A 12,057-nucleotide genomic window follows, 5' to 3' on the forward strand; every position below is an offset into this window, starting at 1 on the left:
CGAGAGTTCTGTGGTTCTGGCATATATTTGGAGTGTGGATCTGCAGATTTCTCCAATCCCGGTTTCCGATGGAGTGCCCCTCGCCGAGTTGCTCGCTCTGTTCGAGCCGGGGATCGCGACGCCGCTCGGCGCGCGCGATCTGCAGCACCTCGTGCGCGGCGCCGAGTTCTACGACGCCCGCGACGCCATTCCCGATGAAGCAGGGCTGCTGCTCCTCGTACCCGCGCCGCAGCAGCTGTCGGTGCAGCACATCGCAGACCTCGCGAACCTGGCGGCGCGCCACGCGGCAGCCGGCATCGTCGTCAAGTGCAGCGACGACCACGTTGCCGCGCTCGAGCTGCTCGCCGAACGCGTCGGCATCCCCTGCATCCGCATCGCGGACCAGGTGAGCTGGCGCCTGTTCGACTCATTGCTCGCCCAAGCGCTCGGCGAGCGGCGCCACCGCGACGACGCGCACCGGGATCGCGGCTTGGAGCCGTTGTTCGCTCTCGCCAACGAGCTCGCGGAGCATTTTGGCGGTTCGGTCGCCATCGAGGATCTCGGGCGCCGCATCATCGCCTACTCATCGGTACCGGGGCAGCTCATCGACCGGCTCCGCACCCAGGGAATCCTCACCCGCGAAGTGCCCGACTCCCCTTTCAACGACGACCAGTACCGCACCGTGCTGCGCTCAGAGGATCCGATCAAGTATCCGCGTCTCGGCGACGAGGAGCCGCGGGTAGCCTTCGCGATACGTGCGGGGGCGCTCCCGCTCGGCACGATCTGGGCCATCGACTCGAGCGGTCTCCCCGAACTCACCGCGGAGCAGGGCGCGAGGATCCGCGAGGCCGCCTCAGTGGCTGCTGCGCACCTCCTCAGCGACATCCACGCGCGACGCACGACGCACATCCCCCGCGAGGCCAGGCTCCGCACGCTCCTCGACGGCAGCGACGTCACGGGTTCCGAACTCGCAGAACTCGGGCATCCCGAGGAGCGCGGCAGCGAGCTCATCGTCTTCTCCCCCGCGAAAGATGCGCGGCAGACCGCACTCGCGCAACTGCGGTCGACGGTGCAGCGCCATCTCGCCCTCCATCGCCCGGAGTCGGTGACGGTCGCGCGCGGGGATCGCGTGTACGCGCTCGTCGCGCGTCAGCCGCTCCTCCCCGCGACGCACCTCGTCGAACCGCTGCTTCCCGTCATCGACCGGCTCGTCGGGCCCGGCACGCTTGTCGCCCTGCCCGGCGCCGCGTATCGCTCGGGCGAAGTCGCCGCGCTGCGACAGCTCGCCGATCGCCTGCTCGACACGGCTGAACGACATGACGGGATCATCTCCCGACGCATCGTCACGGTCGACGCCGTGCGAACGCTGCTCATTCTCGAACGCGTCGAAGCGGTATTCGTCTCAGAACCCGAACTGCTCGCCCCGGGGCTCGTCACCCTGGAGGCGGAACAGGCACTCCTCGTCGAGACGCTGGAGGCCTGGTGCGCGAATCTCGGCAATGTCGCCCGCACCGCCCGCGCCCTCTCCGTGCACGAGAACACCGTGCGATACCGTATGCGTCAGATCGAGGAACAGCACGGCATCGACCTCTCCAACGCCGACGTGCTCCTCACCACGTGGCTCCAGCTTCGCGCACGTCGAATCGCGGGAAAGAAGAACCCCAGATGAACGATCACTCCGCCCGACACCGCTCGACCGAGGCGCGGCCCCGCAGGGCGGCGGCTGCGAGCGACCCGTCCGGGAGCCATCCGGCCGAACTCGAGCGGCTCGCGGCACTCTTCGGGGCCGCCCCGCTCGCGGTGCTCACGGGTGCCGGCATCAGCACCGATTCGGGCATCCCCGACTACCGCGGTGCGGGCACGCCGCCGCGCACGCCGATGAGCATCGCGCAGTTCATGGAGGATCCGGCGTACCGTCGCCGCTTCTGGGCCGGTGCGCGCGTGGGCGCGCTGCGGGCCGCCGGCGTCGCCCCGAACTCCGGTCATCTCGCGCTGGCCCGGTTCGAGGCCGCGGGGCTCACGAACGGCGTGATCACGCAGAACGTCGACAATCTGCATCGGCGGGCGGGATCCCGGAGCGTCGTCGAGCTGCACGGCAACGGGAACGTGATCCGGTGCACCGAGCACGATCACCGCTTCACGCGCGATCAGGTGCTGGGCTGGTTCGACGATCTCAACCCGGGCTTCGCGGCGCGGAACGCCGGAGCCGAGATCGCCCCCGATGGCGACGCCCTCGTGAGCGAGACCGCCGCCGTCGAGGCTCCGAGCTGCCCGGAGTGCGGGTCGATCCTGCGCCCCGACGTGGTGTACTTCGGCGAGCTCGTGCCGCGGCCCGTGTTCGAGGCCGCGGAGGCGCTCGTCGCGTCGGCGGGCGGCCTCCTGCTGATCGGCACCTCGCTCGCGGTGAACACGGGCATCCGCCTGGTGCACCGCGCGCAGCTGCGGGGCATTCCGATCGGGGTGATCAACCGCGGGCCGACCGCGATCGATGCGCGCGAGTCGGTGACGGTGCGCATCGACGCGGGCGCGGCCGAGACCCTCGCCGCGCTCGAGCACCTGCTCGGCTCCTCCTGAAATGCGACGGGAACTCCGCTCGAGCCCCGCTGAGGAGCGGACTTTCTGTCGCCGATCGGGATCGCGCGAGCACGCACGCGCACAGGCGAACTCGGGCACGCGCACGCGCACTCGCGCGCGCCCGCGCCCGCGCTACTCGCCGCGGGAGATGCGCGTCATCTCGTCGCGCGGCACCACCTTGATGCGGGCGCGGCCGTGGGGTTCGCCCAGGCCGAGCTCGTGCGCGTCGAGCCGGTGCCAGCCCTCGATGGTCGTGTACGGAACGCCGCGCGCGTCGAGCAGCGCGGGGATCGCGAGCGGGTCCGTCTCGTCGGGGGTCCACAGCGCGTCGCGATCCTCGAGCAGGCACTCCAGCGTCTCCATGGCATCCGACTTCGTGTGGCCGATGAGGCCGACCGGCCCGCGCTTGATCCAGCCGGTCGCGTAGACGCCCGGGATCCGCTGGCCCTCGAGGTCGAGCACCCGCCCCTGCGCGTTCGGGATCACGCCCTTCGCGTCGTCGAACGGAATCTCGTCGAGGGGCGATCCGAAGTACCCGACCGCGCGGTACAGCGACTGGATGGGGATGATCTCGAACTCCCCCGTGTCGACGATGCCGCCCTGGCCGTCGGGAGCGGTGCGCTCGATCTTGAGACCTGAGACGCGGCCCTCCTCGACCACGACCTCGACGGGCTTCGACCAGAAGTGCAGGTGGAGGCGTCGCGATGCGGGCTCGACCTCGCCGGCTTCGCGCGCGCGCTGCTCGTCGCGCCACTTGTCCATGATGCGGGTCATCACGATGACCTGCTTGTTCTTCATCAGGGTCTCGTCGGCGAACGCGTCGTCGTGCGCGAAGTCGCGCTCGTCGATCACCATGTCGACGTCGCGCACCTCACCGAGTTCGCGCAGTTCGAGCGGCGTGAACTTCACGTACTTCGGGCCGCGTCGGCCGAAGAGGTGCAGCTCCTCGATGGGGTTCGCCTCGAGCCCCTCGTGGACGTTCTGCGGAATCTCGGTGGGCAGGAGGTCTTCGGCGTGCTTGATGAGCATGCGCGACACGTCGAGCGCGACGTTGCCGTTGCCGATGACGCCGACGGAGCGGGCTTCGAGGGGCCACGTGCGGGGCACGTCGGGGTGCCCGTCGAACCAGCTCACGAAGTCGGCGGCGCCGTAGGAGCCCTCGGCGTCGATGCCCGGGATCTGCAGTGCGGCGTCGCGGATCGCGCCGGTCGAGAAGATCACCGCGTGATAGTGCCGCTTGAGGTCGTCGAGCTTCAGATCCTGGCCGTAACGCACGTTGCCGAAGTAGCGGATGGAGTCGTCGCCCGTCTCGCCCGCGCTCGCCCGGTCGAGCACGTCGCGCAGCGCCGTGATGATGCCCTTGATGCGCGGGTGGTCGGGCGAGACGCCGTAGCGCACCAGCCCGTACGGCGCGGGAAGCTGCTCGAAGAGGTCGATCTCGACCGCGAAATCGCGTTCCGCCTTCAGCAGCAGATCGGCGGCGTAGATCCCCGCCGGTCCGGCTCCCACGATCGCCAGTCGCATCTTGCTCATCGCTCGGTTCTTCCTTCCATTCCCCTGACGGTGTCATCCGCGGGGATTCGCGAGTGGGTGGTGTCGTGCCGCGGCGCTCGGCGCCGCGCGTCAGCCTTCGCGGTTGACGATGGAGTCGGCCATGCGCTCGAGTGCGCGCTTCACCGACGACTTCGGCAGCGGGTCGAGGGCGCGCACCGCGTCCTCCGCCCAGCGGTGGGCGGTCGCCTCGGTCTCGCGGGTGACGGGGTGCGTCTGCAGCGCCTGCACCTCGGGATCGAGCAGCGACGGATCGGCGCCCCCGCGAATCTCGGCGACGCCCGCCTCGATGCGTGCGAGCAGCGCGGCGTCGTCGGCGTCGCCGGAGGCGGCGCGATCCTGCAGCAGCAGGTACGGCAGCGTCACCACGCCGGCGCGCAGATCGGTGCCGGCCCGCTTGCCGGTCTGCTCCTTCTTCGGCGAGAGGTCGATGACGTCGTCGATGAGCTGGAAGGCCACGCCGATGCGCTCCCCGTACTCCGTCACGGGGTCGGCGAACTCGGCGGGAGCGTTGCCGAACATCACGCCCATGCGCGCCGCGGTCGAGATGAGTGCGCCGGTCTTGTCGGCGAGCACCTGGATGTAGTGCGCCTTCGGGTCGTCGCCCGGCTGCGCGCCGACCGTCTCGTGCAGCTGACCCAGGCACAGTCGTTCGAAGGTGCGCGCCTGCAGCAGAATCGCCTCCTCGCCCATGCCCGACACCAGCGAGGACGCGCGGGCGAAGAGCAGGTCCCCGGCGAGGATCGCGACCGAGTTCGACCAGACGGTCTGGGCCGCGTCGACGCCGCGCCGCAGCTTGGCATCGTCCATCACGTCGTCGTGGTACAACGAGGCGAGGTGCGTCATCTCGACGGCCTCCGCCGCCCGGCGCACCAGCTCGTTCGGGCCGGTGCCGAGCTCGCTCGTGAGCAGCGTCAGCAGGGGCCGGATCCGCTTGCCCCCCGCACCCATCAGGTAGCGGGCGGGAGCGTCGGCGACCGGCGAGGCGAAGCGCAGATGCTCGAGCAGCTCGGACTCGACGAGCTCGAGCTGCTGCTGGATCTCCTTCGCGTGCCGGCGATCGGCCGCTCCGCGGAAGAGGCGCATGGGGAGCGCCTGCGTTGCCGTGTCTTCGGCGATGGGACGACTCACGGGGTGTCTCCAGGTCGAGGGGTGGTCTCGTTCGGCGCCTCGGCGGCGGGCTGCTGGGGCGCGGCGGCGGACTTCTTCGGCGCCGGCTTCGCAGCGGGCTTCGCGGCAGCGGGCTTCGCGGCAGCGGGCTTCGCGGCAGCGGGCTTCGCGGCTGCGGGCTTCGCGGCTGCGGGCTTCTTCGGTGCCGACTTCGACGCAGCGGGCTTCGCGGCGACGGGCTTCTCCGGTGCCGGCTTCGCAGCGGGCTTCGCGGCTGCCGGCTTCGCAGCGGCCGGCTTCTTCGGTGCCGGCTTCGCGTCGGCGGGCTTCTTCGGCGCTGCCGGCTTCGCAGCGGCGGGCTCCGCAGCGGCCGGCTTCGGCGTCGATTGCTTCGGTGCCGGCTTCGCAGCGGCGGGCTTCGGCGCAGCGGGCTTCTTCGGTGCGGGCTTCGGCGCAGCGGGTTTCGCAGGTGCCGGCTTCGCGTCGGCCGGCTGCTTCGCCGCCGCGGCCTGCGGCGCCTCGCGCGGCACGAAGCCGCGATGCAGCGCGACGATGCCGAAGGTCAGGTTGCGGTAGACGACGCGTTCGAATCCGGCCTCCCGCATCCACGCGGCGAGCTCGGCCTGATCGGGCCACGCCTCGATCGATTCGTTCAGGTAGCGGTACGCGGCTGCGGCATCGCGATTGATGGCGCCCGCGATGCGCGGCAGCACGTGGCGGCCGTAGAACGCGTACGGCCCCCGCACGAGCGCGGAGGGCGGGGTCGAGAACTCGGCGATCACGACGCGACCGCCGGGCTTCACCACGCGGCGCATCTCGCGCAGCGCCGCCTTCGGATCGTTGACGTTGCGCAGCCCGTACGAGATGGTCGCCGCGTCGAAGGAGTCGTCGGCGAACGGCAGCTGCGTCGCATCGGCCCACTGGAACTCGATGAGATCGTTGCCCGCGTGGCGCTTGCGCCCCTCGGCGAGCATGCCCTCGGAGAAGTCCGCGGCGACGACGTGGGCGCCGTGCGCGGCGATCGCGGCCGACGAGGTGCCGGTGCCCGCCGCGAGGTCGAGCACGCGCATGCCCTTGCGCGGAGCGATCGCCTTCGTCGTCGCGACGCGCCACAACCGGTCGTTGCCGACGGTGAGCACGTCGTTGATCAGGTCGTATCGCGGCGAGACCTCATCGAACATTGCTGAGACGTCTGCGGCGTGCTTGGTCGCGGTATCGGGTCGGGTCACGCTCACCATCGTATCTCGAACGGCTATGCGCCTCCTGGGGCGCGGCCTGCGGCGTTCACGAGGCCGCCCGGGCGGGGCGCGCCCAGGCTGGAGGAGTAGATTGGCCCTGTGACGAGCACTCCCCCGGCGCCCCGCCTGCGCGCGACGACCCGGCCCCTGGAGCAGGCTCCCGACCTCCTCGCCCTGGCCGACCCGAGCGCGCCGCTGATCTGGACGCGCGGCGATCGGGGCTGCGTCGGCATCGGCGAGGTGCTGCGCCTCACCTTCACCGGGCCGAGACGCTTCTCGGATGCCGCCGAGGCGTGGCGCCGGATCGCCGCGGCCGCGACCGTCGACGACCCCGTCGGCATGCCCGGCTCCGGGCTGGTCGCCCTCGGGTCGTTCGCGTTCGCCGATGGCAGCGCCGCAGAGAGCGTACTCATCGTGCCGCGCGTGCTGGTCGCCCGCCATCGCGGCCGCGCGTGGATCACCGAGGTCGTCGAGACGTCGGGGTCCGGTGAGGTCGGAGCGGCCGACGAGGCTGCGGAGCGTGCGGTGCTGCCCGGAGACGTCCGCGTTCCGACGCTCGCGGCCGAGACCGCCCGCTCCGCGGTGCCCGCCGCCGCCGAGCCGGGCGAGTGGCAGGGGGCGGCGCTGCGCGACCGCGAGCTCGACGGCGGCGGCGACTCGGTGGCGGCGTACCTCGCCGGCGTGCGCGAGGCGGGCGAACGCATCGAACGCGGCGCGTTCGAGAAGATCGTCATCGCGCGGCAGCTCGACGGACGGCTGCCCGGCGGCTCCGACCTGCGGGTGCCCCTCACGAGGCTCGCCGAGCACTATCTCGACTGCTGGACGTTCGCCGTCGACGGCCTCATCGGGGCGAGCCCGGAGACCCTGATCCGCTCGACGAACGGCGCCGTCTCGGCACGGGTGCTCGCAGGAACCCGCGGGCGGCACCCGGAGGACGCGACTCGCGATGCGCGCGCCCGCGACGAACTCCTCACGAGCGCGAAGGAGCAGCACGAGCACGCCTTCGCCGTGCAGAGCGTCGTCACGGCGCTCTCTCCGCACGTGCGCGAGCTGCGCACCAGTGACGAGCCCTTCCCGCTGCGACTGCCCAACGTGTGGCATCTCGCCACCGACCTCGGAGCCGCGCTCGGCGAGCGGAGCTCGTCGATCGAACTCGTCGGCGCCCTGCATCCGACCGCAGCCGTCGCGGGCACCCCGACCGCGGCAGCGGTCGCGGCGATCGCCGAACTCGAACCGTTCGACCGCGGCCGGTACTCCGGCGCGGTCGGGTGGATCGACGCAGACGGCGACGGGGAATGGGTGATCGCCCTGCGCTGCGCGCAGCTCGGCGAGCCCGACGCGGAGACGGGGGCGCGGTCGATCGTGGCGAGCGCCGGCGGCGGCATCGTCGCCGGCTCGGATCCGACTCACGAACTCGGCGAGACGGTGTCGAAGTTCCGCCCCATCACCGAGGCGTTCGCCGCCTGAGCACCCGCTGCCGGTCGAGCGGCCGCCCGCTACGCGGGCCAGCGCAGGTCGAGGGAATCGACCACCCGCTGCCGCTCGGCGGCGACGTCGAAGTCGGGGCGCGGCCAGTGCGGGCTGAGCCCCGCGAGCTCCGAGATCACGATGCGCTGCACGGCCGCGCGGGCGTACCACTTCGCGTTCGCCGGCACCACGAACCACGGCGCCGTCTCGGAGTGCGTGCGCTCGATCGCCGTCTGGAAGGCGTCCATGTAGGCGGGCCAGTGGAGGCGCTCGTCGACGTCTCCCGGGTTGTACTTCCAGTGCTTCTCGGGGTCGTCGAGCCGTGAGAGCAGTCGCTCCGCCTGCTCCTCGGGCGAGATGTGCAGCATGATCTTCACGACGCGCACGCCGTCTGCGGTGATCCTCGCCTCGAAATCGTTGATCGCACGGTACCTGCGCTCGATCTCCTCGGGCGGGGCGAAGCCGCGCACCTTCTGAATGAGCACGTCTTCGTAGTGCGAGCGATCGAAGACCCCGATGACTCCCGGCTCGGGCACCCGGCGCTCCACGCGCCACAGGAAGTCGTGCGCGCGCTCCTCCTCGGTCGGCGCTTTGAATGCGGTCAGCGCGAGGCCGTACGGCTCGGTCTGCCCGAAGACGTGGTTCACGATGCCGCCCTTGCCCGCGGCATCCATCGCCTGCAGCACGACGAGCAGCCGATCCTTCGCCCCGAGACGGCTCTGGGCGAACAGCTTCTCCTGCAGCACGCGCAGCTCCTGAGCGGCGCGTTCCAGCTCCGCAAGGCCGGCGTGCTTCCGCGCCTCGGTGCCGGGCGTCGCCGACGGATCGACCTCGCTGAGCCGGAAGCCGGGGCGCACGCGCAGCAGCTCGCCCACCTCATCGGTCCAGAACGCCTGCGTCATGGTGCCTCCTCATGTTGCGTCGCCTCCCACTGTACGGGGGCGCGGCGCCCGCGCACGAGCGCGCCGCCACGAGCCGCGCTCGGGGGCACCCGGCACCTCAGCCGGTCAGCGGAACCTCGACGATCATCGGCCCGGCGACCGGTTCGGTGAGCAGCCGCTCCAGTTCGCTGCGCGTCTCCACGCGGCGGTACTCCCACCGGTACGCCGCAGCGAGCGCACCGACGTCGGCGCGCTGCGGCGTCCGCATGACGCGCGCGAACGCGTCGGGATCCGCGGTGCCCGCGACCTCCAGACCGTCGAAGATGGTGCCGCCGCCGTCGTTCGCCACGAACAGCTGCAGGCGCGGGCGGCGCTCGCCCTCCAGCAGCAGCAGCGATCCCGCATCGTGCAGCAGCGCGAGATCGCCGATGAGCACGCGGGTCGTCCCCGCCGCGCGCGCCGGATCCTCCGCGTCCTGACTCGTCACCGCGATGCCGAGCGCCGTCGCCACCGTGCCGTCGATGCCCGCGAGCCCGCGATTCGCGTGCACACTCACCCGGCGGGCGGGAGCCAGCGCATCGAGCACCCGCACGAGCCGGGACGCCGCGATCACCAGGCGGTCGTGCGGCCACGTGCCCCGCCAGACGCTCTCGACGAGCAGCTCCCGCGAGACCGGCTCGCGCATCGTCGCCACCTCGGAACGGGCGTAGGCGTTGCGCTCCTTGTACCCCGGGGCCAGCGCGGCTGCGAGGTCGGGCTCGTGCACTGTCGTGCGCTCGCGCTGCAGCGCACGATCGGCCACCACCCACGCCCCGAGCCAGCGGCGCAGCGCCCGCGGATCGTGATCCGGAGCGACCCGCGCCGCAGACACGACGCGGGCATCCCGGCTCGGATCGACGTACTCGGCACCCGAGGCATGATGCGGATCGACGACGACCACATCGACATCGTCGCGGCGCAGCAGCCGGGGGATCTGGCGGGTCAGGGTCGGGTGCCCGAACACGATCGCCCGCTCGGCGAGGCCGCCGATCTGCGGATCGTCGATCAGGGTCGCGTAGCCGGCGATCGCTTCGCGCCCGAACCGAGCACCGCTCACGACCTCGGCGAGCAGCGGCAGGCCGGCGGCCCGCGCGAACTCCTCGGCCTCCGATCCGGCACCCGCACCCGCGATCACGACGGCGAGGCTGTCGCCCGAGTGCACGTAGCTGTCGTCCGGGTGCGGCTGCGCGTCAGGTCGCTCCGCCGATGCGTTCGCCTCGCGCCCCCGCTCCGCAGCCTCAGCGGCCGCCGCCGCGAACCCCTCCGCGATCATCCGCTCGAATCCCGCAGCACCCGAGAGCGGATCGCGGAACGAGAGGTTCAGCTGCACCGGCCCGGCAGGGCCGCCGCCGAACGCGCCGAGCGCCGCCGCGAGCCCCCGAGCGGCGAGCGACGCCGGATCGCGCAGCCCATCGCGCACGAGGTCGCCGCCCGCGAATTCAGGTGCGGGCACGTCCACCGACCACCGGGCGGCCTGCCCGAACAGACCCGCCTGACGCGTCGCCTGGTTGCTGCGGATTCCGCGGAGCTCCTCGGGACGGTCGGCGGTGAGCAGCAGCATCGGCACCCGCGCCTCATGCGCTTCGAGCACCGCCGGCATGAGGTTCGCGACCGCCGTTCCGCTCGTCACGATCACGGGCGCCGGAACGCCCGTTTCACGTGCAACGCCGAGCGCGAAGTACCCTGCGGTGCGCTCATCGAGCTTCACGTGGACGCGCAGCGCATCGACATTCTGCGCGGCGGCCGCGGCGAGGGCGAGGGCCTGCGACCGCGACCCCGGGCACACCACGACGTCGCGCACGCCGCGGCGCACCAACTCGGCGAGCAGCTCGACTGCGAAGACCGATGCGGCTGCGGGCTGCGCCGCGCTCACGGCTTCGGGCTGCGCCGCGCTCACGGCTTCGGGTCGCCGTCGGAACGCGTTCCGGGCCCCTCCGCAGCTCCGCGGGGCTGGCGGCGCTCCTGCTGCCGCGCGTCCGCATCGGCGGCGTCCGCGCCGGCGTCCGCAGTGCTCTCGCGGGCGTCGCCGTCCGCGCCGATGTCGCCGGTGGGTGCGCCTCCGCCGCGGGCGCCCGTATCAGAGGCCGCCGCGGGCGCGTCCGTTGCACCATCCGCCCCGTCGCCCCGAGGCGACCGCGATGCGCCCTCCCCGCCGGTGCTCAACGTGTCTTCCGGGCCCGCAGAGACGGCACCGGCATCGAGCCCCGAGGCCGAGGATTCGGAACTCGACTCGTCGAGCACCGAGCCGGCGTCGGCACCGGCACCGGCGGGAGCCGCGGAGTCGCGTCGCCCGGCGCGCTCCTCGCCCGGGAACGTCTCGTCGTCGAGTTCGCGCAGGCGATCCTCGAGGTCGCGCATGTGCGCGTCGAGGTCCGAGCTCGAGAGCCGCGTACCCGAGAAGCGCGGGTCGTCATCCGGAGCGATCCGTCGTGCCGTCTGCGCGGCGGCGGACCCCTTGCCGATGAAGAACCAGAGCAGCGCTCCGATCACGGGCAGCACCGCGATGATCACGATCCACACCGGCTTGTTCACCCCGCGCGCACGCGATCCGTCGGTCATCGCGGCGTCGACCAGCGCGTACAGCGTCAGTGCCACGGCGATGACGACTCCGATTATCACGAACCGCACCATACCCCAATCGTACCCGCAAGCACTCGTGAATCCCTGGGGCTTGCACGGAGCCGCGCCCCAGGTGCCGCCGGTACACTCGTGCGGGTGAGCAACCCCCGCACCGCTTGGATCGTGTACATCGTGCTGCGCCTGCTGTTCTTCGCAGTGCCGTTCGCGGTGCTCTACGCCATCGGCCTCACGCCCTGGGTCGCCGCCGTGTTCGCGGCGCTGATCGGCGTCGCGCTCTCCGTGATCTTCCTGGCGCGCACGCGCTCCACCGCGTCCGAGAGCATCTACGAGTGGCGCAACCGCCGACGCACCGCCGACGACATCGTCGAGGACGAGGCCGTGGAGGCGCGCGCCGCCGGAGCCGCACCGGGCGCAGTACCCGGCGCTATCGATCCGGTCGCGGGCGAGACGAACGGTACGACCGACGCCTCGCGCCCCGGGCAGACTGATGCGTCGCACACCCCGGGGCTGGGCGCACCGCAGGCCCCCGCGCCCGCTGAGGAGACCCGCTCTCCCTCCGCGACGAACCGGGGCCCCGCCGACTCGTAGCCCTACGCGGCACGTTCTGCGCGGCTCTCCGCATGCCTGCCGGATGCCGG

At 72.0% G+C, this 12,057-nt stretch carries 10 protein-coding genes; 4 read left to right on the plus strand and 6 right to left on the minus strand.

Annotation, left to right across the window (positions count from 1 at the left end; genetic code table 11):
* Positions 1-34 precede the first annotated feature (34 nt).
* Together NS354_RS00775 and NS354_RS00780 are read left to right on the plus strand one after the other, a co-directional pair.
* The gene (locus NS354_RS00775; RefSeq protein ID WP_241490280.1) at positions 35-1,648 is read left to right on the plus strand and encodes a PucR family transcriptional regulator; all 1,614 of its coding nucleotides are present in this window, start codon (positions 35-37) and stop codon (positions 1,646-1,648) included.
* Positions 1,645-2,553, plus strand: coding sequence for a Sir2 family NAD-dependent protein deacetylase (locus NS354_RS00780; protein WP_058592727.1), 909 nt, complete (start codon positions 1,645-1,647; stop codon positions 2,551-2,553). The genes NS354_RS00775 and NS354_RS00780 overlap by 4 nt, the downstream gene beginning before the upstream one ends.
* A 132-nt stretch (positions 2,554-2,685) precedes the next feature.
* Here the strand turns inward: NS354_RS00780 and NS354_RS00785 are convergent, their stop codons facing one another.
* The 3 genes from NS354_RS00785 to NS354_RS00795 form a co-directional block, all read right to left on the minus strand.
* Entirely contained in the window at positions 2,686-4,086 is a 1,401-nt protein-coding gene (locus NS354_RS00785; protein ID WP_058592728.1) for an FAD-dependent oxidoreductase, read from the minus strand.
* Between the two features lie 90 nt (positions 4,087-4,176).
* Positions 4,177-5,190, minus strand: a complete 1,014-nt coding sequence (locus NS354_RS00790; protein ID WP_081473372.1) for a polyprenyl synthetase family protein — start codon at positions 5,188-5,190, stop codon at positions 4,177-4,179.
* A gap of 41 nt (positions 5,191-5,231) precedes the next feature.
* A complete protein-coding gene (locus NS354_RS00795; RefSeq protein ID WP_241490281.1) occupies positions 5,232-6,443 on the minus strand; it encodes a class I SAM-dependent methyltransferase in 1,212 nt (403 codons plus the stop codon).
* 108 nt (positions 6,444-6,551) lie between these two features.
* Here NS354_RS00795 and NS354_RS00800 point away from each other — a divergent pair, with 108 nt between their 5' ends.
* Positions 6,552-7,919, plus strand: coding sequence for an isochorismate synthase (locus NS354_RS00800; protein ID WP_058592729.1), 1,368 nt, complete (start codon positions 6,552-6,554; stop codon positions 7,917-7,919).
* A 29-nt stretch (positions 7,920-7,948) separates the two neighbouring features.
* On the opposite strand, the gene NS354_RS00805 is transcribed toward NS354_RS00800, so the two are convergent.
* The 3 genes from NS354_RS00805 to NS354_RS13735 form a co-directional block, all read right to left on the minus strand.
* Entirely contained in the window at positions 7,949-8,821 is an 873-nt protein-coding gene (locus tag NS354_RS00805) for a PPK2 family polyphosphate kinase (RefSeq protein WP_058592730.1), read from the minus strand.
* Between the two features lie 97 nt (positions 8,822-8,918).
* Complete coding sequence (gene menD, locus NS354_RS00810; protein WP_241490282.1) at positions 8,919-10,736, minus strand: 2-succinyl-5-enolpyruvyl-6-hydroxy-3-cyclohexene-1-carboxylic-acid synthase; 1,818 nt, start codon at positions 10,734-10,736, stop codon at positions 8,919-8,921.
* Positions 10,733-11,458, minus strand: a complete 726-nt coding sequence (locus NS354_RS13735; RefSeq protein WP_241490283.1) for a PLD nuclease N-terminal domain-containing protein — start codon at positions 11,456-11,458, stop codon at positions 10,733-10,735. The genes menD and NS354_RS13735 overlap by 4 nt, the downstream gene beginning before the upstream one ends.
* Before the next feature lie 96 nt (positions 11,459-11,554).
* Between NS354_RS13735 and NS354_RS00820 the strand changes: the two genes are divergently transcribed.
* Entirely contained in the window at positions 11,555-12,007 is a 453-nt protein-coding gene (locus NS354_RS00820) for a DUF4229 domain-containing protein (RefSeq protein WP_082677833.1), read from the plus strand.
* Positions 12,008-12,057 lie beyond the last annotated feature (50 nt).

Origin of the sequence: Leucobacter chromiiresistens (genome assembly GCF_001477055.1) — a bacterium.
GTDB classification, from domain to species: Bacteria; Actinomycetota; Actinomycetes; order Actinomycetales; family Microbacteriaceae; genus Leucobacter; species Leucobacter chromiiresistens_A.